The organism is Pseudomonas sp. SC11 (assembly GCF_047039205.1).
GTDB lineage: Bacteria > Pseudomonadota > Gammaproteobacteria > Pseudomonadales > Pseudomonadaceae > Aquipseudomonas > Aquipseudomonas boreofloridensis.
In genome coordinates, this window is record NZ_CP178183.1 from 3,045,377 (window position 1) to 3,066,523 (window position 21,147).

A 21,147-nucleotide genomic window follows, 5' to 3' on the forward strand; every position below is an offset into this window, starting at 1 on the left:
CAGCGACAAAGTTCCCCGCAACCACCGCCCGGCGACCGTCGCTGACCGGCGCTGCACCGTCCAGCGCGCGCTGACCATCCATTCGGAACCCCCGCCCCTTCGTTTCAGTCGCACACACTGTATCGACCGATTCCAAGGAGACCCCGTGAGCGACATTCGCATCGGCATTTCTGGCTGGCGCTATGCTCCGTGGCGCAAGGACTTCTACCCCTCAGGCCTGCGTCAGGACGACGAGCTGGCATTCGCCTCGCGTGCAGTGAACAGCATCGAGATCAACGGCTCGTTCTACGCGCTGCAAACCCCGGAACGTTACCGGCAATGGCGCGACGAGACGCCCGAAGACTTCGTGTTCTCGGTCAAGGCACCGCGCTACATCACCCACGTGCGCCGGCTCAAGGACATCGACGAAGCCATGGCCAACTTCTTCGCCTCCGGCCTTTTACTGCTGGGCGACAAGCTTGGCCCCATTCTCTGGCAGTTCCCGCCGAACCTGAAATTCGACGAGGCGCGCTTCAGCCACTTCCTCGAGCAGCTGCCGCGCGACCGCAAAGCCGCGCGCGACTGCGCACGGCACTGCAGCGAACGCCTCGAAGACAACGGCGGCCTGGCCATCAAAGGCAACGCACCGCTGCGTCACGCCATCGAGATCCGCCATGAGAGCTTCCTGTGCGAGGCGTTCATCACGCTGCTGCGCAAGCACAAGGTGGCCCTGGTGGTCGCCGACAGTGCAGGCAAGTGGCCGTGCGTCGAAGACATTACCGCCGATTTCGTCTACCTGCGCCTGCATGGCGATGTCGAGCTGTACAGCAGCGGCTACACCGCACGGGCGTTGCGCCACTGGCGCCTGCGCATCCAGGCCTGGAGCCGTGGCGAGCAGCCGGCCGATGCGCACTGCGTACTGGGCAAACCACCGCGCAAGCGGATGAGTCGCGACGTGTACTGCTATTTCGACAATGATCAGAAAGTGCACGCCCCCTTCGATGCGCGACGCCTGCTGAGCAAGCTGGGGCTGGACGGCGAGTTGGTCACCGAGCCCGGCGTGGAAACGGAGGTGCCGCTGTGATCGAGCCGCTGACCCAGCCTAGCCCCGCCGTCGACACCCGCGCCGCCGTGCGTCGCCTGAACGTGCTGACGCTCAACGTGCACAAGGGCTTCGCGCCGTTCAACCGCCGCTTCATCCTGCCAGAGCTGCGTGAAGCGGTGCGCGCTACCGGAGCCGACCTGGTGTTCCTGCAAGAGGTGCATGGCAGCCATCACGCGCATGCCCAGCGGCATCCGGGCTGGCCGCAGACGCCGCAGTACGAATTCCTCGCCGACAGCATGTGGCCGCAGTTCGCCTATGGTCGCAATGCGGTCTATCCGCACGGCGACCACGGCAACGCACTGCTGTCGAAATTCCCGATTCTCGACCATCGCAACCTCGATGTGTCGATCAAGGGCAACGAGGAACGCGGTTTGCTGCACTGCCGCCTCGACGTGCCTGGGCACGACCAGGTACATGCCATCTGTGTGCACCTGGGCCTGCGCGAAGCGCATCGCCAGCGTCAGGTCGAACTGCTGCTGGAACTGCTCGACAGCCTGCCGGCCAGCGCGCCTGTAATCGTCGCTGGCGACTTCAACGATTGGCGCCTGAAGGCCGACGACGTGCTCAGCCAGCACTTGGTCGAAGCCTTCGGCGAACGCTTCGGCACTCCGGCGCGCAGCTTCCCGGCCCGCTGGCCAGCGCTGCGCCTGGACCGTATCTACCTGCGCAATGCCATGCCCAGCCAGGCGCAGGTCCTCTCCAAATACCCCTGGTCGCACCTCTCCGACCACGCACCGCTCGCAGCGGAGGTGAACCTTTGAAGCAACCATCCTGGGTCGACGGCAACCATGTCGAGCTGCTGATCAACGGCGAGCAGTACTACCCGCGCGTATTCGAGGCGATGGCGGCCGCGCGCACGGAAATCCTTCTGGAGACCTTCATCATCTACGACGACAAGGTCGGCCAGCAGTTGCGCCAGACGTTGATCGACGCCGCCCAGCGCGGGGTGCGGGTCGAGGTGGTCGCCGATGGCTATGGCGCTGGCGAGCTGCCCGACGCCTTCGTCACCTCGATGGTCGAAGCCGGCGTGCACTTCCATGCCTTCGACCCGCAGCCGATGCTGGCGGGTATGCGAACCAATCTGTTTAGGCGGCTGCACCGCAAGATCGTGGTCATCGATGGCCAGCGGGCGTTCGTCGGCGGCATCAACTACAGCGCCGATCACTTGGGCGACTTCGGACCCATGGCCAAGCAGGACTACGCCGTGGAGGTCACCGGCCCGGTGGTGGCCCAGGTTCATACCAGCAGCCGTCGCCTGATGGCCCCGGTCCTGGACCGCGCCGACACCGTCGAGCCGGTGACCGCGCCCACCGGCGCTGCGCAGGCCACGCTGGTGCAGCGTGACAATGTCCGTCACCGTACCGACATCGAGGAGCAGTACCTGCAGATGTTCCGCCAGGCCGAGCGGCGCATCGTGGTGGCCAACGCCTACTTCTTCCCCGGCTACCGACTCCTGCGCGAGCTGCGCAATGCCGCCCGACGCGGCGTGGAGGTGACGTTGATCCTGCAAGGCCAACCGGACATGCGCTGGGTGCGAGCCATCTCGCGGCTGCTGTACAACTACCTGCTGCGCGACGATGTGCGCATTCACGAATACTGTCGACGTCCGCTGCACGGCAAGGTCGCGCTGGTGGACGAGCAGTGGTCCACCGTCGGCTCCAGCAACCTCGACCCCCTGAGCCTGTCGCTGAACCTGGAAGCCAACCTGATGATCCGCGACCGCGCATTCAACCAGCAGTTGTACCAGCACCTGAGCGAGCTGGCCGGCGAGCAGTGCAAGCCAGTCACCCTGGAGCGCATGATTCGTGGCTACTGGTGGCGAGCGCCGCTGATCTTCCTGGGCTTTCACTTCACTCGCTATTTTCCGCGCATCGCTGGCTTGTTCCCGGCTCATCGACAGCGCTTGAAGTCGGTCCTGCCTTCGGTTCAGGAACAGGGTGAGCTGCACGAGGGCAATGTCTGATGGCCGAAAAGTCATGGAAGGTTTGGGGCAAGCGGGTACTGACCCTGTGCTTCATCATCCTCATACCCACCCTGCTCTATACCCTGGCGCGCAATCTGGACTGGGACGAGGTGCGCCAGTCGCTGTTGGCCTACAGCCCGGCAACCCTGGCGCTGGGCCTGTTGCTGGCGCTCACCAGCTACCTGGTGTTCGCCAGCTACGACCTGCTCGGGCGCGCCTACACCGGACACCGCCTGCCTGCCCGCCAGGTACTGCCGGTGGCCTTCGTGTGCTATGCCTTCAACCTCAATTTCACCACCTGGGTGGGGGGTGTTGCCTTGCGTTATCGGCTGTACGGCCGGCTGGGCCTGGACACCGCCACCATCACCCGGATCCTCACGCTGGGCTTGCTGACCAACTGGATGGGCTACCTGCTGCTGGCCGGCAGCGTGTTCGCCCTGCGCCTGGTGAAGTTGCCGGAGGGCTGGGCGGTCGGCGCCAGCGGTCTGCAACTGATCGGCGTGGCCATGGTGGCCGTCGCCCTCGCCTACCTGTGTGCCTGCGCGTTCGCCAAGCGCCGCACCTGGCATATTCGTGGGCACGAAATCACCTTGCCATCCTGGCGCCTGGCGCTGTGCCAAGTGGCTCTGGGCGCGAGCAACTGGGCGTTGATGGCGGCGCTGATCTATCTGTTGCTGCCGCACGAGCTGTTTTATCCGTCGATCCTGGGTGTGTTGCTGATCAGTTGCATCGCTGGGGTGGTCGCGCACATTCCTGCTGGCCTGGGGGTGCTGGAGACGGTGTTCCTGGCGCTGCTTCACGGGCAATTGAGCCAGGGCACGCTGGTCGCCGCGTTGCTGGGCTATCGCACGCTGTACTACCTGATTCCGCTGTTGCTCGCCTTGATCGCTTACGTGGTGCTGGAAAAACGCGCCAAGGCGTTGCGCCAACAGGATCGGAACCGGCCGCAGGAAGCGGACGCGCGCTGATCGTCGGCCCAGGCTGTGGCATGATCGGCGCTCCCGGATAACGAGCGCCGTGCATGTTGATCGACGAAGAGCTGACCCTCAAGAAGCTGGAGACGTTCCTGGCCTTCATGCGCAGCGGCAGCTTGGGCCGTGCGGCGAGTGAGCTGTCGACCAGCGCGGTGAGCGTGCACCGCGCCATTCATTCGCTGGAAAACGCGCTGCGCTGCCCACTGTTCAAGCACGAGGGTCGCCAGTTGATCCCATTGGAAAGCGCTTACGTGCTGGAGAAAAAGGCCCGCCAGTTGCTGCAGGACGCCGAGCAGATGGTGCGCCAGACCCGCGAGGCAGCCGGTTTCTATGCCGAGCGCTTTCGGCTCGGTGCGTTGTACTCGCTGACGGTCAAGACCGTACCGAAGCTGGTGATGGGGCTGAAGCTGCGCCGCAGTGAGCTCAATATCGATCTCACCTTGGGCTCGAACGTGGATTTACTGCATCGCCTGAAAAATCACGAACTCGATGCGATTCTGGTGGCGCTCGACGAGAGCATCGAGGACCCGGCCTGCGCGCACCTGGCGTTGTTTTCCGACGATATCTTCCTGGCCGTGCCAAGCGATTCGCCGTTCGCCGAGCAGGACGAGGTGGATCTGGCGGACTTGGCTGACTCGACGTTCATTACCCTGACGCAGGGGTTTGCGACTCACCGGGACGGGGCGCGGGTGTTCGGCCAGGCGGGGTTCGAGCCGAAGGTGGCGATGCAGGTGAACGATATCTTCACGCTGCTGAGCATGGTCAGTTCGGGGGTGGGGTATGCGTTGTTGCCGGGGCGGATTGCGGCGGTGTATGAGAATCGGGTGAGGTTGATTGCGCTGCGCGAGCGGTATCGGTTGCAGCAGGATATTGGGGTGGTGTTTTTGAAGGCGCGTGAGCGGGAGCCGAATTTACTGGCGTTGTTGGCGGAGTGTCGGATGTATCGGCGGGAGGGTTGATGATTTGGGATTTGGGGATTTGGGGATTTGGGGATTTGGGGATTCAGTTAAGTCTTTGAATTTTTTGTTGATTTTTAGTCACCTTTTCGCCTTTACGGCGACCCTCTTTTTTTCTTGGAAAAAAGAGGGGCAAAAACCGCTTGCTCCCGCATACGGCCCCTGCGCTGCGCGCAGGGGTTCCCTCGCGCCGGCGTCGCTCCGGGAGGACCGCGCTTAGGGGCCGTCCTGGCCCCAAGCGCTTGACGGGCATCCATGCCCGTCACCTCCCTGCGCAACGCCTCTGCTCGGCCTCCTGAAGTCGCGGTTGGCGGTGATTGGGCTACCGCGCACTAAGATCAAGATCAACGGCAACGGCAACGGCAACGGCAACGGCAACGGCGGTTTGATCGCGCAGCGCTCCAGAACATCTGCCCCACCGCCCTGCTTCTAAGCGCGCGCCAGTTCAGACGCCGCCCATCGCGACCTCAGGAGGCCGAGCAGAGGTGGCATGGAGGGGGTTGACGGGCATGGATGCCCGTCAAGCGCTTGGGGCCATGGATGGCCCCTAAGCGCGGTACCCCCGGAGTGCCACCGGCGCGAGGGAACCCCGAAGCGCAGCGAAGGGGCCGGATGCGGGAGCAAGCGGTTTTTGCCCCCCTTTTTTCCAAGAAAAAAAGGGGGTCGCCGTAAAGGCGAAAAGGTGACTAAGCCTCACCACCGAAAACGGATAAGCCCAAAAAAATCTGTCCTCCCCTCGACTGATTCAGCGCAAACCCACGTCAGGTACGTCCATAGATTCAAACTGGTGAGCGAGCGGCAAAGTCCCACCTTGAAACTTAACCCCGCGAAAGTCGCATCGCTTGAATACCGCGCCAGTAAACGTGCAATCAATAAACTTAGAAGCCCTAAACTCAACCCTGTCGAAAACCGCTTCTGTAAAATCACAGCCAATAAATGTCACCCGACGCCCGCCATACTCCACCCCAGATCCCCCCCCCAAGAATCTGGCGCGAACAAAGGCGGTGTCCTCACAGACAGCATCATCCATGTTGATCACGAGCCTGCTCTTCGAGAAATCACAACCTTTCATTTCGACATTACACATCAGTGCCCTATCTAAGGATGCGCGCTCAAAGTTGACACCCACAAACACGCTGTCACTCAGACTCCCCGATATTTTCGAGCCAGACAGATCAACCCCACGTAGTTCTGACTCAAAGAGATTGACAGCCTTCAACTCGTTCAATACAGCGCCCGGACCAATAACAATTCCCGAGAGATCAACATGCTCAATAACTGCCCGCCCCGCCACAATCGAATCAACACAGCCAGCCACACTGTCCAGGTACTCACGATTGCGCCACTTGTCTTTTACCTGATTCACACAACAAGCCTATAAACGCTCAATCGAAACACCATAGCGACCTGCTGCTTCAGTTCAAGGGACAAGCCACAAGCCACAAGCCACAAGCCACAAGCTAAAAGCTAAAAGCTAAAAGCTAAAAGCTAAAAGCTAAAAGCTAAAAGCTAAAAGCTATCCCCTAGAGCACCATCGCCGCCACCCACCCAAAGCCCAGCAACGGCAAGTTGTAGTGAATGAACGTAGGCACCACCGTGTCCCAGATATGATGATGCTGCCCGTCCACATTCAACCCCGAAGTCGGCCCCAACGTAGAATCGGAAGCCGGCGACCCCGCATCGCCCAAGGCCCCCGCCGTCCCGACAATACACACGGTAGCCAACGGATCGAACCCCAGTTGCACACACAGCGGCACGAAGATCGCCGCCAGAATCGGCACCGTGGAAAACGACGACCCAATCCCCATGGTCACCAGCAACCCCACCAGCAGCATCAACAAGGCGCCAATGCCCTTGCTATGATCGATCCACTGCGCCGCCGTCTCGACCAGGCTCTTCACCTCACCCGTCGCTTTCATCACCTCGGCAAACCCGGAAGCAGCGATCATGATGAAGCCGATCATCGCCATCATCTTCATGCCTTCGGTGAATAGATCGTCAGTGTCCTTCCAACGCACGATCCCCGACAGCGAGAAGATCAGGAACCCCACCATCGCTCCAATGATCATCGAGTCCAGCCACAGCTGAACGATGAACGCCGCCGCGATGGCTACCCCCGCCACCAGCAAGGTCACCGGGTTGTAGCGCACGCTGACCTGCTCCACCTCTTCGATCCGCGCCAGGTCATAGTCACGCTTGCGCCGGTAGCTGACGAACACCGCCAGCAGCAAACCGACCAACATGCCCGCCGCTGGCAGTGCCATGGCATGGGTGACGTTGATCCCGCTGACATCCACGCCCGCACGGCTGACGTTGGCCAGCAGAATCTGATTGAGGAAGATGTTGCCGAACCCAACCGGCAGAAAAATGTAAGGCGTAATCAGCCCGAAGGTGATCACACAGGCGATCAGCCGACGGTCGATGCGCAGGCGCGTCAGCACGTACAGCAGCGGCGGCACCAGCAGCGGGATGAAGGCGATGTGGATCGGCAGCACGTTCTGCGACGCCACCGCCACCACCAACATCAGGCCAATCAGCAGCCACTTCAGCCGACCGCTGTGGTCATGGCCCTGGCGGTCGATCATCGCCAAGGCGCGGTCGGCCAGGGCATGGGCCAGCCCCGACTTGGCGATGGCCACGGCGAAGGCGCCCAGCAGCGCATACGACAGCGCCACCGGCGCGCCGCCGCCCAGGCCGCCATTGAACGCGGCGAGCGTGCCCTCGATGCCCAGGCCGCCGACCAGTCCACCGGCCAGGGCGCCGACGATCAGCGCGATGACCACATGCACGCGGGACAGGCTCAGTATCAGCATGATCCCGACCGCGGCAATCACTGCATTCATGGTGTGCAATACCTCGTTGACGACAGACGAAAAACCAGCGTCCGGCGACAGACTGCGCGAGGCAGTGGCCGGAACAGGGGGTGTGGTTCTGGAGGGCGCACACTCTGAAGCACTCGACCAGGGATGTCAAAACTGCCGACCCAGGGCATTTACGCCAAGCACGCCCACGTCATCGAATATTCACGTAAAGAAACCAGCGTCCACGCCGACATATCCGGCGACCCCCGCTCTGTTCCTATAAGGGATGATTCACCATGCCGCTGCGTCAACTGTCCATCCAATGGAAGATCACCCTGCTCGCCGGGCTGTGCCTGGCCAGCATCGTCACCCTGCTCGTCGGCCTGTCGCTGTACCGCATGCAGCACAGCTCGGCGCTGGTCAAGGCGAGCAGTACGCAGATGCTCACCGAGTCGGCCCAGGCCCGTATCGAAGCTCAGGGCGAAGTGCAGGCACAACGCATCCGCCGTCAGTTCATGGACGCCTACCAGTACGGCGCAGGCTTCGCCCGCCAGGTGCTGTTCCTGCGCGAGCAGGCGGAAAAGCGCTTCATCGACGCCTATGACCTGCGCCAGGATCTCACCGCCCAGGTGCGTGCCGCGCTGCAGGCCAACCCCGACCTGCTCGGCCTGTCGCTCACCTTCGAGCCCAACGCGCTCGACGGCAAGGACAGCCTGTTCGGCGGCCAGGCCGAGCTGGGCAGCAACGAGACCGGCCGCTTCGCCCTGTACTGGTCGCAGCCCAAGGCCGGCCAACTGACCTCCATGGCCCTGCCCGAACACGACATGGCCGACACCACCACCGGCCCCAGCGGCGAGCCGGCCAACACCTGGTGGACCTGCCCGCGCACCACTGGCAAGGTCTGCATCGTCGAGCCCTATTTCTACGAAATCGCCGGCCAGCAAGTGTTGATGACCAGCATCGTCTTCCCGCTGTCGGTCGACGGTAAAGTGATCGCCACCCTGTCCATCGACACCAACCTCAACAGCCTGCAGGCGCTGACCGAAAACGCCAGCCGCGAGCTGTACGAGGGCCGCACCCGGGTCGGCATTCTCAGCCCCGCCGGGCTGCTGGCCGGCTACAGCGCCGACGCCAGCGAGTTGGCCAAGCGCTTTGACCAGGTCGACACGCGCCAGGGCGCAGAGCTGGTCAGCAAGCTGGCCGAAGGCAAACTGCAGGTGCTGCAGGGCGAGAAGCGCCTGAAAGTGCTGGCGGCCTTCGCCCCGATTCCCGGCGGCAGGCCGTGGGGCGTGCTGCTCGACGCGCCGCAAAGTGCCCTCACCGGCCCGGCCGACGCCCTCAAGCAAGAGCTCGATACCCTCAACACCAGCGGCACCCTGCTCGAACTGGCCCTGGGCGTGGGCGCCGCCCTGGCCGGGCTGCTGGCGGTGTGGTTGATGGCGCGTGGCGTGACCCGACCGATTCTCGGCGTTGCCGCGATGCTCGAAGACATCGCCAGCGGCGAAGGCGACCTGACCCGCCGCCTGACCTACGACAAACGTGACGAACTGGGCCTACTGGCCGGCTGGTTCAACCGCTTCCTCGACAAGCTGCAACCGACCATTGCCGAGGTCAAACGCTCGGTGCAGGACGCACGCGGCACCGCCGATCAGTCGGCGGCCATCGCCAGCCAGACCAGCGCCGGCATGGAGCAGCAGTACCGCCAGGTCGATCAGGTGGCCACCGCCTCCCAGGAGATGAGCGCCACCGCCCAGGACGTCGCCCGCAGCGCGGCCCAGGCAGCGCAGGCGGCCCGCGAGGCCGATCAGGCCACCCGTGAAGGTCTGGCAGTGATCGACCGCACCACCGACAGCATCGGTGCCCTGGCGACCGACATGAGCAACGCCATGTCTCAGGTCGAGGGCCTGGCACAGAACAGCGAGAAGATCGGCTCGGTGCTGGAGGTGATCCGCTCGATCGCCGAGCAGACCAACCTGCTGGCACTCAACGCGGCCATCGAAGCCGCCCGCGCCGGCGAGGCCGGGCGCGGCTTCGCGGTGGTCGCTGACGAGGTGCGCAACCTGGCCCGACGGACCCAGGAGTCGGTGGAGGAAACCCGCCAGGTGATCGAGTCGCTGCAAGCGGGCACCCGCGAGGTGGTCGGTGCCATGGACAGCAGCCACCGCCAGGCCCAAGGCGGCGTCGAACAGGTCGGCCATGCAGTCAGCGCCCTGCGCCGTATCGGCGAGGCGGTCACGGTGATCAGTGACATGAACCTGCAGATCGCCTCGGCCGCCGAGGAGCAAAGCGCGGTGGCCGAGGAAATCACCGGCAACGTGGCGACCATCCGTGACGTGACCGAGTCGCTGTCGGGCCAGGCCAACGAATCGGCACGGGTCAGCCAGTCGCTGAACAGCCTGGCCAATCAACAGCAGGCGTTGATGGATCAGTTCCGTGTGTGAGTGCCAAGGCGCGCCTGAACAGGGCGCGCCGACGTGCAGAAAGGGTTAGCCGCGGCTGCGCGCCACCTGCCACAAGCGCGCGATGGCCTCGGCCCGCGCTTCGAGCAGCACGCCCGCCTCGCTGCAGGCGCGCTCCAGGCTGGTCGGGCCGCTGGCCAGGGCGAATGCCGCGTCGATGCCGTGGGCGTACAACGCTTCGAACCCTTCGCCCAGGGTGCCGGCGATCACCACCACCGGCACGGCGTGGCGTTTGGCCACTCGCGCCACGCCCAACGGGGTCTTGCCGCGCAGGGTCTGGGCGTCGAAGCGCCCCTCGCCGGTGATCACCAGGTCGGCGCCCTGCACCACGGCCTCCAGGCCCGCCAACTCGGCCACCACCTCGACCCCAGGACGGAACCGCGCGCCCATGAACGCCTTGGCCGCAAAGCCCATGCCGCCGGCCGCGCCGCAGCCGGGGAAATCACGCAGGTCTTCACCGAGCAACTGCGCGCAATGGTCGGCAAAGTGCCCCAGCGCCTGATCCAGTGCCTGCACCTGCTCGGGTGAGGCGCCCTTCTGCGGGCCGAACACCGCCGACGCGCCATTGGCGCCGCACAGCGGATTGTCGACATCGGCCGCCACCTCGAACTGCACTTCGCCCAGGCGCGGGTCGAGATCGCTGGCGTCGATTCGCGCCAGAGCGGCCAATGCCAGCCCACCCTCGGCCAGCGCCTGACCGTCGGCGTCCAGCAGGCGCAGGCCGAGCGCGCGCAGCATGCCGCTGCCCGCATCGTTGGTGGCGCTGCCGCCGATCGCCAGGACGATGCGTCGGGCGCCTGCCGCGAGCGCCGCCGCCACCAGTTCGCCGGTGCCCCAGGTGCTGCTGCGACAGGCGTCGCGCTCGGCGCTGGGGATGCACTGTATCCCGCTGGCCTGGGCCATCTCGATGACCGCCGTGCGCTCCTGCGCCAGCCAGCCCCAGCTCGCCTCCACCGGCGCCCCCAAGGGGCCGCGCACCATTTGCCGGCGCAATTCGCCCTGGGTGGCCGCGACGATCGCCTCCAAGGTACCCTCGCCGCCGTCGGCCATCGGGCACTCGATGCGCTCGGCCTGAGGCCACACCTTGGCCAGCCCAGCGCTGATGGCCCGGGCGACGCCGGCGGCATCGAGGCTGTCCTTGAACGAATCGGGGGCGATGACGATTTTCATGGGGATTCTCCTGTCCTGTTGCAGGGCATGCTGACAGTTGCCGATCGGCGCGGCTTCTGTCCGCTGCACAAAAGCGCCTGGCCGGGTTTGGGCAAATGCCCGTGAGTATCAGGCCGTTGGCGCTACTCGGCCGGCAGCAACTGCAAGCCGAGGTACAGGCTCAACATGCCGTCCAGGCGCAGGGGGTCGACCTCACTCAGCTCGGCGATGCGTTCGAGCCGGTAGCGCAGGCTGTTGCGGTGGATGCCCAGGGCATCGGCGCAGGTCTGGCTCTGCCCATCATGGGCGCACCAGGCGCGCAGGGTGGCCAGCAACTGCCCGCTGGCGTCCTTGACGGCAATGCGCCGCAGCGGCTCGAGCAACTCGTCCAGCGCATCGTCATGGCGATGGCGCCACAACAGCGCCGGCAGGCGATACCGCGACAGGCTCAGCAAACGCTCGCCAGGCACCACCTCGCGACCATAGGCCAACAGGTCACGCACACGGCGATAGCCCCGACGCAGTTGGTCGAGACTCTGCGCCGCGCCGCCCAAGGCCAGGCGCTGCACCTGCCAACCGTGACGCTGCAAGCGTTCGAGCAGGCGCGCCTCATCCAGCGCCACCGAGGCTGGCCGACACCACAACAGCGATTGGCGCGCCGGGCTGACGCACCAACTGTCGGGATAGCGACTGCTCAGCCAGGCCGACAACAACTCGGCCGGCGGCCCGGCTTCCAACTCGAACAGACACGGGATACGCGGCAACTGCGGCTTGAGCCCCAATTGCCGGGCTTCGTCGACCAGTCGGGGCGATTCGCCGCTACCGCCCAGCAGCAAGGCCAGCAGGTCATCGCAGCGCTGACGTCGCCACTGTTGCTCGACCTGCTGGTTACGTTGCGCCAGCAGCATTTCGGCGGTCATGCGCACCAGTTCGGCGTAGGTGCGCAGGTGCTGCGGATCGCCGGTCAGCCCCAGCACGCCGATCAACCGCTCATCGAGCATCAGCGGCAGGTTCACGCCCGGCTGCACACCTTTGAGGCACTTGGCCGCCTCGCCGTCGAGTTCGACGATGCGTCCGTTGGCCAGCACCAGTTGCGCCCCTTCGTGGCGGGTGTTGATGCGCTCCGGCTCGCCACTGCCGAGAATCAGGCCCTGGCTGTCCATGACGTTGACGTTGCAGGGCAGGATCGCCATCGCCCGGTCGACGATGTCCTGGGCCAGCTCGTGGTCAAGTTCGAACATGTGGGTTCCTTGCAGTGGCAGACTTCGTTGCGCGGCACAATCGTCGGCGCCCGGCGCTGTGCAGACGCACAAAGACAGCAGTGCCTGGCTCGCCGAAACTCGTTCGGGCGAGCGTCGGTACAGGCGCCGCGGTGACAATCATAACAACAGAGAATTTCATCATGGCACACAGCCCAGCCCCTGACCAAGGCCACGACGCCAGCCGCGATGCGCTCTACCGGCGCATCACCCTGCGACTGATCCCGTTCATTTTCATCTGCTACCTGTTCAACTACCTGGACCGCGTCAACGTCGGTTTCGCCAAGCTGCAGATGCTCGACGCGCTGAAATTCAGCGAGACCATCTATGGCCTGGGCGCCGGCATCTTCTTCATCGGCTACGTGCTCTGCGGCTTGCCCAGCAACCTGGCGCTCAACCGCTTCGGCCCGCGGCGCTGGATCGCGGTGATGATGATCGCCTGGGGCAGCCTGTCGACCTGCCTGCTGTTCGTCACCACGCCCATGGAGTTCTACGTGCTGCGCCTGTTCACCGGCGCCGCCGAAGCCGGCTTCTTCCCCGGCGTGGTGCTGTACCTGTCGCGCTGGTTCCCGGCGGACCGTCGCGGTCGCATCATGGCCCTGTTCATGTCGGCGATTCCAGTCTCGGGACTGCTCGGCGGACCCTTCTCTGGCTGGATCCTCGATCATTTCGCCGCCGGTCAACACGGCCTGGCCGGTTGGCAATGGATGTTCCTGATCCAGGGCCTGCCCACCGTGGCGCTGGGCATCCTCGCGGTGTTCCTGCTCAGCGACGGTTATCAGAAAGCCACGTGGCTCAGCGAAGCGCAGCGCCAACTGATCGCCCGCGACCTCGCCCGTGATGCGGCCAGCAAACCGTCCACGGCCGGCGACAGCGTGCTGGCGGTGCTGACCAACCCACTGATCTGGACCTTCGGTTTCGTCTATTTCTGCATCCAGAGCGGCGTCTACGCGATCAACTTCTGGCTGCCGTCGATCATCAAGACCCTGGGCTTCGACAGCCCGCTGCTGATCGGCTGGCTGAGTGCAATTCCCTACCTGCTGGCCGGGGTGTTCATGATCCTGGTGGGGCGCTCGGCCGACCTGCGCAACGAGCGCCGCTGGCACTTGGTGGTGCCCATGCTGATGGGCGCCCTGGGCCTGTTGATCGCGGTGAATTTCGCGGGCAACCCCGCGATTGCCATCCTCGGTCTGTCGATCGCCACCATGGGCGCGCTCACTGGCCTGCCGATGTTCTGGCCGATGCCCACGGCGCTGCTCAGCGCCAGCGCGGCCGTGGCGGGCCTGGCGATCATCAACTCGGTCGGCCAGATGGCAGGCTTCCTCAGCCCCTACCTGGTCGGCTTCATCAAGGATCAGACCGGCTCGACCGACGCCGCGCTGTACTCGCTGGCCGGCTTGATCGTGGTCGGCAGCGTGGTGGCCTTGCGCGTGTCGCGCGCAGGGAATGCCCAGGCGTCCTGACCCCGAATCCCCGCCCGCCTTTGGGCGGCGGGGACTGACTCACTCAACGCGCGACATTCACCTCCTCGGCTTCGTGCGGCGGCGGCACCACGATCCGGCTCAGGTCGATGTGCCGGAAATCCGGCTTGCCGCCCAGGCGTGCGTTGTAGCGGGCGTTGAAGGTGAACGGGTCGTGGGTCGGCACATCCAGCGCCTGGCCATACGCACCCGCCACCGCCGAGGCGTCATAACCCATCAGCTTGAGCAAGGTCGGGAACAGGTTGTAATGACTTGAAGCATTGCGGTTCTGTGCCAGGTACGCCTGCCAGTCCAGCGCCTTGACCCCCTGCCCCTGGATGACCACCAACGGCACCAGGCCCTCCTCCATCACCGGATCGCTGTCGCAATGGGTGTTGAGCCCGGGATTGCCACGCTCGTGCAGGTCTTGGCCATGATCGGAGGTGTAGATCAGCACGGCCTGGCTCAGGTCGGCCTGGGCGAACAGGCGGCGGAAGAATTCGCCGACGTTCCAGCCCAGGGTATTGCGATAGGCGTTGCGGTATAGCACCCAGTCCTGCGCGGTGCCGCTGAAGCCTTCGCGCGAACCGGTATCGGCCACGTCCTGGAAGCGCCCGCGTGGCAGCGCCGGCTGATAAGCCATGAACGCGTCGGGGTATTTGTCGTGCACCGGAAAGTGCGCGCCGAGCTTGTTGATCACGATCAACTGCGGCTTGCCGTCGCCCAGCAGGCCGATCAACTGCTGCAACGCGGCCATGTCGCGGTCGACCACTGGCGTGGTGTCGAACTGGATGAAACGGTCGATGTCCTGCTTCTCGGTGTCGGTCATCAGGTTCTGCAGATTGCCACCGGTGCGCTGCGCGTCGATGTACACCGTACCCATGCCCGCACGCTTGGCGTACTGCCAGATCGACGGCTCCGTCGAGTTGATGCGCAGGTAGTCCTCACGGGTGCCGCCATAGCGCAGGGTGACGTTGGTGTCGGCGCTGCAATTGGCGGCCGAGGCGGCATAGCCGAAATTGACGATGTCCACGCCGGGGTATGTCTGCAGCAGATGACTGGGTACGCCCGTCGGTGTGTTCAGGTCCAGGTAGTTGCCGGAAATGCTTTCGTCGATCACCAGCACGATGTCACGCGCCAGCGGCGCGCTCGACTGCGCCAGCGTTACCGGCTCGCGCGGTCCCACCCGGTCGTGCAAGGCTTCGTAGCCGAACAGGCTCAGGTACGCCAGCGGCGTGTACATCACCGGCAGCCCACGGGCACCCTCGCCGGCACGCACGAACAGCATGCCGATCAGCAGCGCCAGCGCCAGCAGCGGCGCGCCGATCGGCAGCCACTGGGGCAGGCGCGGCGCCGGCCCAGGCCGCAGTCCGACGCCCAGCAGCACCAACACCGAGCTGGCGGCCGCCAGGGTGATCGCATAGTGGTACTGCTCCAGTGCCTCCTGGACGAAGCCGCCGGCATACACCATCGAGACGAACGCGCTGTAGGTCAGGTACGAATCGGTGATCCGCAGGTAGGCGTCGAAGAACAGCCCACCGACCGCGAACGCCAGCGCCAATGGCCAACGCAGCCAGGCCTGACGGATCCACGCCGACAGCAACAGACCCGCCGTCAACAACGCCGCCAGCCCCAAGTACAGCACCAGCGGTACGCCCAGCCCCAGCGCTTCGACGCGCTCGGCGTAATACCCATGAAAACTCGCCAGATAGGCCAGCAGCAGGGCCCATTTGATCCATCCGCGCATGATCCCAACGCTCCGGTGACGGGGTGATTTTGCCAACCGTAGCACTGTTGAAACAAATCTCAACATGAAAAAGTCAATTTTCCGTCGATATCCTGACGCCATATTCCGGCCTGAAAAAAATCTTTCACATTGTTCCTTCTATCAACGCAACCCTTGATATTCGTGGCTTGCAACCGTTCATCGGCTAAACGTTTCACCTCTTTTCTCTCGCTTTTCAGCCCAAAGCCGCGTCATACAAGGGGTTAGTGGCAAGTGGCCTTATCGTTAGCGCTTGTAAGTTTGACGAAACATGCCATTGCTTTGACGCATTTCTGTTAGGGTGCGCTATACCGACAACACAGTGTTTCACCCCCCTTACTCATCCTCATGAGAGAAGCCGACATGGACGTGAGCGTTTTTGGCACAGGTTACGTAGGTCTGGTACAAGCGGCGGCACTGGCCGACGTGGGTCACCGGGTCCTGTGCGTGGACGTCGATGCCCACAAGATCAACCAACTACGCCAAGGCGTCCCGCCGATCAGCGAGCCGGGCCTGTCCTCGCTGCTGGAAGACAACATCCGCGAAGGCCGCCTGCTGTTCAGCACCCAGGCCAGCGACGCGGTCAGCCACGCCGAGCTGATCTTCATCGCCGTCGGCACCCCGCCCGACGAGGACGGCTCGGCCGATCTGAGCCATGTGCTCGACGTCACCCGGCAGATTGCCGAACTGATGGACGCCGACCGCACCCTGATCGTCAAATCCACGGTGCCGGTGGGCACCGCCGACCAGGTCATGAACTTGGCCCGCGAACGCCTGCACAGCCTGGGCAAGGACCACCTGCACGTGCGGGTGGTCTCCAACCCGGAATTTCTCAAGGAAGGCAGCGCCCTGGCCGACTGCATGCGCCCGGACCGAATCATCGTCGGCACCCGCGATCCGCTGGCCCACACCCAGCTCGCCGAGCTCTATGCGCCGTTCTGCCGCAACCATGAAAAGCTGATGTTCATGGACAACCGCAGCGCCGAGCTGACCAAGTACGCCGCCAACGCCATGCTCGCCACCCGTATCAGTTTCATGAACGAGCTGGCCAACCTCAGCGAGCACCTGGGCGCCGACATCGAAGCGGTGCGCCGTGGCATCGGTTCCGACCCGCGCATCGGCTACCACTTCATCTACCCCGGCTGCGGCTTCGGCGGCTCGTGCTTCCCCAAGGACATCAAGGCCCTGCTGCACACCGCCGAGCACAGCGGCATGCCGCTACGCCTGCTGCAAAGCGTCAACGACATCAACGATCACCAGCGGCGCATCCTGTTCGCCAAGCTCAAGCAGCGCCTGGGCGGCCTGGCCGGCAAGTCCATCGCCCTGTGGGGGCTGGCCTTCAAGCCCAACACCGACGACATGCGCGAAGCGCCCAGCCGCTACCTGATGGAAGCGCTGTGGGCCGAAGGCGCCACGGTGCGCGCCTACGACCCTGAAGCGATGGACGAATGCCGGCGCCTGTACGGCTACCGGGACGACCTGCAACTGTGCGCCACCCGCGACGACACCCTGCAGGACGCCGATGCCTTGGTGATCTGCACCGAGTGGAAGAACTTTCGCGTGGTCGACTTCGCGCTGCTGGCCAACAAGCTGCGCAGCCGCGTGATCATCGACGGCCGCAACCTCTACAACCCCGACCAGGTCGCCGCCCACGGCCTGCATTACAGCGGCATCGGCCTGCGCCAGGTCGCGCCGGAGCAGGCCGACTGGCAGGTCGGCGCGCCATGAAAGTGTTGGTCACCGGCGCAGCCGGCTTCATCGGTGCGCACACCTGCCTGCGCCTGCTGCGCGACGGCCACTTGGTACTGGGGCTGGACAACTTCAACGACTACTACGATCCGGCGCTCAAGCAGGCCCGCGTGCAGTGGGTGCAGCAGAAGGCGGGCGACTTCCCGCTGCACCGCCTGGACCTGGCCGACCGCGATGCCGTGGCGCGGCTATTCGCCGAGCAGCGCCCGGACGTGGTGATCCACCTGGCCGCCCAGGCCGGCGTGCGCTACTCGCTGAAAAACCCCCAGGCCTACCTGGACAGCAACCTGGCCGGCTTTCTCAACATCCTCGAAGGCTGCCGGCGCAATCCGGTGCAGCACTTGCTGTACGCCTCGTCCAGCTCGGTCTACGGCGCCAACCAGCGCACCCCGTATCGGGTCGAGGACGGCGTCGATCACCCGCTGTCGCTGTACGCCGCAACCAAGAAGGCCAACGAGGCCATGGCGCACAGCTACAGCCACCTGTTCGGCATTCCCAGCAGCGGCCTGCGTTTCTTCACCGTGTACGGCCCCTGGGGCCGCCCGGACATGTCGCCGATGCAGTTCGCCCGGGCGATCAGCGAAGGGCGACCGATCCAGTTGTTCAACCACGGCCGCCATCAGCGCGACTTCACCTACATCGACGACATCGTCGAAAGCCTGGTGCGGCTGATGCCCCATCCGCCCCACGCCGACCCGCAGTGGGACGCCTTCGCCCCGGACGCGGCCAGCAGCCAGGCGCCTTGGCGGCTGTTCAACATCGGCGGCCAACGCCCGGTGGAACTGCTCGACTACCTGGCCCTGCTGGAGCAGCACCTGCAGCGCAGCGCGGTGATCGAGCTGCTGCCGCTGCAACCGGGCGATGTCCTGGCCACCTGCGCCGATGCCAGCGCCCTGGCCCGGGTCACCGGTTTTACCCCCCAGGTCAGCCTCGACGAAGGCCTGGGGCGCTTCGTCGCCTGGTTCCAGGCCTACTACTCGAACGCCGCGGCAGACGGCGAACCTGCTGATGAGCTGTCGCAACAACGGAGGGTGATATGACAGGACAACCGAAGAGCGCCCCGCTACAGGCGCTGTACCAGGACAAACGCATGGATCCGGCGCACCGCCAGCGCATCGATGCGGCCATCCACATGCAAGGTCGAGGCTGGATCACCGGCCGCATCGGCGGGCGCCCGTGGACCTTGTCGCGCACCAACCGCGTGTTGTCGTGCGTGGCCGCGCTGCTGCTGCTGGTGGTCTTGTCGCCCCTGTTGCTGGCGCTGGCGCTGCTGGTCAAGCGCTCCAGCCCAGGCCCGGTGTTCTTCGTGCAGCAACGCACCGGCTACCGCGGTCGCCTGTTCGGCATGTTCAAGTTCCGCACCATGGTCGCCAACGCCGAGGCCTTGAAAGACTCGGTGCGCCACCTGAACAAGCACGGCGCCGACGCCATCGACTTCAAGATCGACAAAGACCCGCGCATCACCCCCGTGGGCAGTTGGCTGCGCCGCAGCAGCCTGGACGAGTTGCCCAACCTGATCAACGTGGTCACCGGCGACATGCGCCTGGTCGGCCCGCGCCCCACCTCATTCAACACCTACCGCTACAAGGACAACCACCTGGCGCGGCTGGCGATCTACCCCGGCATGACCGGCCTCTGGCAGATCTCCGGGCGCAGCGACATCGATTTCGACCAGCGCGTCGAGCTGGACCTGAACTACATCAACGAACAGAGCCTGATGCTGGACCTGAAGATCCTGCTCAAGACCCCGTTCAAGGTATTCACTGGCCATGGAGCAAGTTGAGATGGACGGTTCCACTTCTAGAAGCCTGCGTATCGCCAACCCGAGCGAGACCAACCTCACCGCCACCGTCCTGGACCTCGACCAGCGCACCCTGCTGCTGACCGCCGCCAACACCGGTACCGGCACCAGCACCAGCGCCCTGGCCTTCGCCAGCCAACTGGCGCAGATGAGCGCCGGTGCCGTGCTGCTGGTCGACGCCAGCGCCAGCAGCGCCAGCCTCAGCCAGCAACTGGGGCTGGGCAAACTGCGCGGCTACAGCGACCTGCAATTCGACCTGGACACCCCGCCGCTGGCCCAGGACTGCGTGGTGCACCTGGCCGATCAGCCGTTCGACGTGCTGCCGGCAGGCACCTTCAAGCGCGGCCGCCAACGCCTGGACCCGGAGCGGGTGCGCGTGCTGCTGCGCCAGTTCGCTGCCCAGTACCGCTTCGTGGTGATCGACGGCGAGGCGATCTACGCCAGCGCCGACAGCCTGACCCTCGGTCCGCTGGTGGACGGCGTGATCCTGGTGGTGCGCGCCGAGGACACCCGCTTCGAAGTGGCCCAGGCCGCCGCCCAGCGCCTCGGCCAGGCCGGCGCGCGGCTGATCGGCAGCGTGTTCAACCAACGCAAGTACTACATGCCCAAGTGGCTGTACGACCACCTCTGAGAGGACGCACACGATGATCGCCCTGAGATACCCCACGATTGCCCTGTGCGTACTGGCCCTGGCCGGTTGCAGCAGCCCGCAGGGCCGGCAGATGCCGGTGCAGATCCTCACCGCCCCGCCGACCGAGAACCAGGCCACCGAGGTGGCCCGGCGCGAACAGGTGCTGCGCCCGCAGGACGTGCTGGAAGTGATCTTCCATGTCAGCAACCGCACCGCCGGGGTCTACCGCATCCAGTCCGGTGACACCCTGGACCTGAGTTTCATGGCCGCCAGCAGCCTCAACGGCCAGCAACTGGTGCAGCCCGACGGCAGCATCACCCTGCCCTCGACCAACGCCTCGGTGCGCGTCGAAGGCCTGACCCCGAGCGACGCCGAGAACGCCATTCGCCAGGCCTACAACGACAAGCGCGTGTTCAAGCCCAACCGCGACCAGGTGACGGTACGGGTGCTCAGCCCCATGACCGACGAGATCAACCTGAAGAACGCCCTCACCCATCCGGGCACGGGTATGAGCCGCGACATCACCGTGGGCAACGACGGCCGCGCGACCTTCCCGGAAATCGGCTCGGTGCCGCTGCAAGGCATGACCGTCAATCAGTTGCGCGACTACCTCAACGAGCGCTACGCGCAGTTGCCGGGACGCATGAGCGTGGATGTGCTGCTCAAGTCCACGGCCGCCAACGAAATCTACGTGCTCGGCGAAGTCGGCCAGCCTGGGGCGTTCGAGATCCGCCGTCCGGTGTCGGTGCTCGAAGCGCTGACCCTGGCCCGCGGCCCGACGATCAAGGCCAAGCTCGGCTCGGTGATGATCATGCGTCGCACCGGCAACACCGTGCAGGCTTACCAGTACGACGTCGACCAGGCCCTGTCGGGCAAGAGCCAGAGCATCGCCTACCTGCAGCCCGAAGACATGCTCTACGTGCCCAAGACCGCCCTGGCCAGCGCCGGCGAGCTGTCGCGCCAACTGGCTGACGTGATCCTGTTCCAGGGCATCGGCGTGAGCTTCGGCTACCGACTGGACAACAAGGACAACAACGACCGCCGCAGTTCAACCGCCAATGGCGCGGCATCAGGCCAATGACCGGGGACGGAGCCA

The 21,147-nt window shown here is 64.8% G+C and carries 17 protein-coding genes; 12 read left to right on the top strand and 5 right to left on the bottom strand.

Annotation, left to right across the window (positions count from 1 at the left end; translation table 11 throughout):
* The first annotated feature begins 145 nt into the window (after positions 1-145).
* From ACK2SD_RS13550 to ACK2SD_RS13570, 5 genes are read left to right on the top strand one after another with little or no spacing between them, the layout of a single operon-like run.
* Positions 146-1,063 carry a DUF72 domain-containing protein gene (locus ACK2SD_RS13550; protein ID WP_412460009.1) on the top strand — a complete coding sequence of 306 codons (918 nt, stop codon included), beginning with the start codon at positions 146-148 and terminating at the stop codon, positions 1,061-1,063.
* The gene (locus ACK2SD_RS13555; protein ID WP_295487223.1) at positions 1,060-1,845 is read left to right on the top strand and encodes an endonuclease/exonuclease/phosphatase family protein; all 786 of its coding nucleotides are present in this window, start codon (positions 1,060-1,062) and stop codon (positions 1,843-1,845) included. Before ACK2SD_RS13550 ends, ACK2SD_RS13555 begins: the two co-directional genes overlap by 4 nt.
* A complete protein-coding gene (gene clsB / locus ACK2SD_RS13560) occupies positions 1,842-3,047 on the top strand; it encodes a cardiolipin synthase ClsB (protein WP_412460010.1) in 1,206 nt (401 codons plus the stop codon). The genes ACK2SD_RS13555 and clsB overlap by 4 nt, the downstream gene beginning before the upstream one ends.
* The gene (locus ACK2SD_RS13565) at positions 3,047-4,015 is read left to right on the top strand and encodes a lysylphosphatidylglycerol synthase domain-containing protein (RefSeq protein WP_412460011.1); all 969 of its coding nucleotides are present in this window, start codon (positions 3,047-3,049) and stop codon (positions 4,013-4,015) included. The genes clsB and ACK2SD_RS13565 overlap by 1 nt, the downstream gene beginning before the upstream one ends.
* A 53-nt stretch (positions 4,016-4,068) precedes the next feature.
* Entirely contained in the window at positions 4,069-4,980 is a 912-nt protein-coding gene (locus ACK2SD_RS13570) for a LysR family transcriptional regulator (protein ID WP_304484955.1), read from the top strand.
* A 742-nt stretch (positions 4,981-5,722) separates the two neighbouring features.
* On the opposite strand, the gene ACK2SD_RS13575 is transcribed toward ACK2SD_RS13570, so the two are convergent.
* Both ACK2SD_RS13575 and ACK2SD_RS13580 read right to left on the bottom strand, forming a co-directional pair.
* A complete protein-coding gene (locus ACK2SD_RS13575) occupies positions 5,723-6,343 on the bottom strand; it encodes a pentapeptide repeat-containing protein (protein ID WP_412460012.1) in 621 nt (206 codons plus the stop codon).
* Between the two features lie 157 nt (positions 6,344-6,500).
* A complete protein-coding gene (locus tag ACK2SD_RS13580) occupies positions 6,501-7,820 on the bottom strand; it encodes a Na+/H+ antiporter family protein (RefSeq protein ID WP_317870655.1) in 1,320 nt (439 codons plus the stop codon).
* A 254-nt stretch (positions 7,821-8,074) separates the two neighbouring features.
* Here ACK2SD_RS13580 and ACK2SD_RS13585 point away from each other — a divergent pair, with 254 nt between their 5' ends.
* The gene (locus tag ACK2SD_RS13585) at positions 8,075-10,219 is read left to right on the top strand and encodes a methyl-accepting chemotaxis protein (protein WP_412460013.1); all 2,145 of its coding nucleotides are present in this window, start codon (positions 8,075-8,077) and stop codon (positions 10,217-10,219) included.
* Positions 10,220-10,264: 45 nt separating this feature from the next.
* Here ACK2SD_RS13585 and ACK2SD_RS13590 read toward each other — a convergent pair whose 3' ends face one another.
* Both ACK2SD_RS13590 and ACK2SD_RS13595 read right to left on the bottom strand, forming a co-directional pair.
* Positions 10,265-11,407, bottom strand: a complete 1,143-nt coding sequence (locus tag ACK2SD_RS13590; RefSeq protein ID WP_412460014.1) for a glycerate kinase — start codon at positions 11,405-11,407, stop codon at positions 10,265-10,267.
* 122 nt (positions 11,408-11,529) lie between these two features.
* The gene (locus tag ACK2SD_RS13595) at positions 11,530-12,627 is read right to left on the bottom strand and encodes a sugar diacid recognition domain-containing protein (protein ID WP_412460015.1); all 1,098 of its coding nucleotides are present in this window, start codon (positions 12,625-12,627) and stop codon (positions 11,530-11,532) included.
* Positions 12,628-12,788: 161 nt separating this feature from the next.
* Between ACK2SD_RS13595 and ACK2SD_RS13600 the strand changes: the two genes are divergently transcribed.
* Positions 12,789-14,108 carry an MFS transporter gene (locus tag ACK2SD_RS13600; RefSeq protein ID WP_412460016.1) on the top strand — a complete coding sequence of 440 codons (1,320 nt, stop codon included), beginning with the start codon at positions 12,789-12,791 and terminating at the stop codon, positions 14,106-14,108.
* 43 nt (positions 14,109-14,151) lie between these two features.
* On the opposite strand, the gene ACK2SD_RS13605 is transcribed toward ACK2SD_RS13600, so the two are convergent.
* Complete coding sequence (locus ACK2SD_RS13605; protein ID WP_412460017.1) at positions 14,152-15,852, bottom strand: sulfatase-like hydrolase/transferase; 1,701 nt, start codon at positions 15,850-15,852, stop codon at positions 14,152-14,154.
* A 381-nt stretch (positions 15,853-16,233) separates the two neighbouring features.
* Here ACK2SD_RS13605 and ACK2SD_RS13610 point away from each other — a divergent pair, with 381 nt between their 5' ends.
* From ACK2SD_RS13610 to ACK2SD_RS13630, 5 genes are read left to right on the top strand one after another with little or no spacing between them, the layout of a single operon-like run.
* Positions 16,234-17,598 (top strand): UDP-glucose dehydrogenase family protein, encoded by a 1,365-nt coding sequence (locus ACK2SD_RS13610; protein ID WP_412460018.1) that lies wholly within the window; start codon positions 16,234-16,236, stop codon positions 17,596-17,598.
* On the top strand, positions 17,595-18,659 hold the full coding sequence (locus ACK2SD_RS13615; RefSeq protein ID WP_412460019.1) for an NAD-dependent epimerase: 1,065 nt from the start codon (positions 17,595-17,597) through the stop codon (positions 18,657-18,659). The genes ACK2SD_RS13610 and ACK2SD_RS13615 overlap by 4 nt, the downstream gene beginning before the upstream one ends.
* Entirely contained in the window at positions 18,656-19,402 is a 747-nt protein-coding gene (locus ACK2SD_RS13620) for a sugar transferase (protein ID WP_304485140.1), read from the top strand. The genes ACK2SD_RS13615 and ACK2SD_RS13620 overlap by 4 nt, the downstream gene beginning before the upstream one ends.
* A 1-nt stretch (position 19,403) precedes the next feature.
* Positions 19,404-20,051, top strand: coding sequence for a CpsD/CapB family tyrosine-protein kinase (locus tag ACK2SD_RS13625; protein WP_412460020.1), 648 nt, complete (start codon positions 19,404-19,406; stop codon positions 20,049-20,051).
* A gap of 13 nt (positions 20,052-20,064) precedes the next feature.
* Positions 20,065-21,132: a polysaccharide biosynthesis/export family protein gene (locus ACK2SD_RS13630; protein WP_295485224.1), complete on the top strand. Its 1,068-nt coding sequence runs from the start codon at positions 20,065-20,067 to the stop codon at positions 21,130-21,132.
* The last annotated feature ends 15 nt before the right edge of the window (positions 21,133-21,147 follow it).

Excerpts from the sequence above, each read along its gene's own strand:
- ACK2SD_RS13565 (WP_412460011.1), top strand. The coding sequence starts at position 3,047 with ATGGCCGAAAAGTCATGGAAGGTTTGGGGCAAGCGGGTACTGACCCTG.
- ACK2SD_RS13580 (WP_317870655.1), bottom strand. The coding sequence starts at position 7,820 with ATGAATGCAGTGATTGCCGCGGTCGGGATCATGCTGATACTGAGCCTG.
- ACK2SD_RS13595 (WP_412460015.1), bottom strand. The coding sequence starts at position 12,627 with ATGTTCGAACTTGACCACGAGCTGGCCCAGGACATCGTCGACCGGGCG.
- ACK2SD_RS13620 (WP_304485140.1), top strand. The coding sequence starts at position 18,656 with ATGACAGGACAACCGAAGAGCGCCCCGCTACAGGCGCTGTACCAGGAC.
- ACK2SD_RS13585 (WP_412460013.1), top strand. The coding sequence starts at position 8,075 with ATGCCGCTGCGTCAACTGTCCATCCAATGGAAGATCACCCTGCTCGCC.
- ACK2SD_RS13615 (WP_412460019.1), top strand. The coding sequence starts at position 17,595 with ATGAAAGTGTTGGTCACCGGCGCAGCCGGCTTCATCGGTGCGCACACC.
- ACK2SD_RS13630 (WP_295485224.1), top strand. The coding sequence starts at position 20,065 with ATGATCGCCCTGAGATACCCCACGATTGCCCTGTGCGTACTGGCCCTG.
- ACK2SD_RS13625 (WP_412460020.1), top strand. The coding sequence starts at position 19,404 with ATGGACGGTTCCACTTCTAGAAGCCTGCGTATCGCCAACCCGAGCGAG.
- ACK2SD_RS13570 (WP_304484955.1), top strand. The coding sequence starts at position 4,069 with ATGTTGATCGACGAAGAGCTGACCCTCAAGAAGCTGGAGACGTTCCTG.
- ACK2SD_RS13605 (WP_412460017.1), bottom strand. The coding sequence starts at position 15,852 with ATGCGCGGATGGATCAAATGGGCCCTGCTGCTGGCCTATCTGGCGAGT.
- ACK2SD_RS13610 (WP_412460018.1), top strand. The coding sequence starts at position 16,234 with ATGGACGTGAGCGTTTTTGGCACAGGTTACGTAGGTCTGGTACAAGCG.
- ACK2SD_RS13600 (WP_412460016.1), top strand. The coding sequence starts at position 12,789 with ATGGCACACAGCCCAGCCCCTGACCAAGGCCACGACGCCAGCCGCGAT.
- ACK2SD_RS13590 (WP_412460014.1), bottom strand. The coding sequence starts at position 11,407 with ATGAAAATCGTCATCGCCCCCGATTCGTTCAAGGACAGCCTCGATGCC.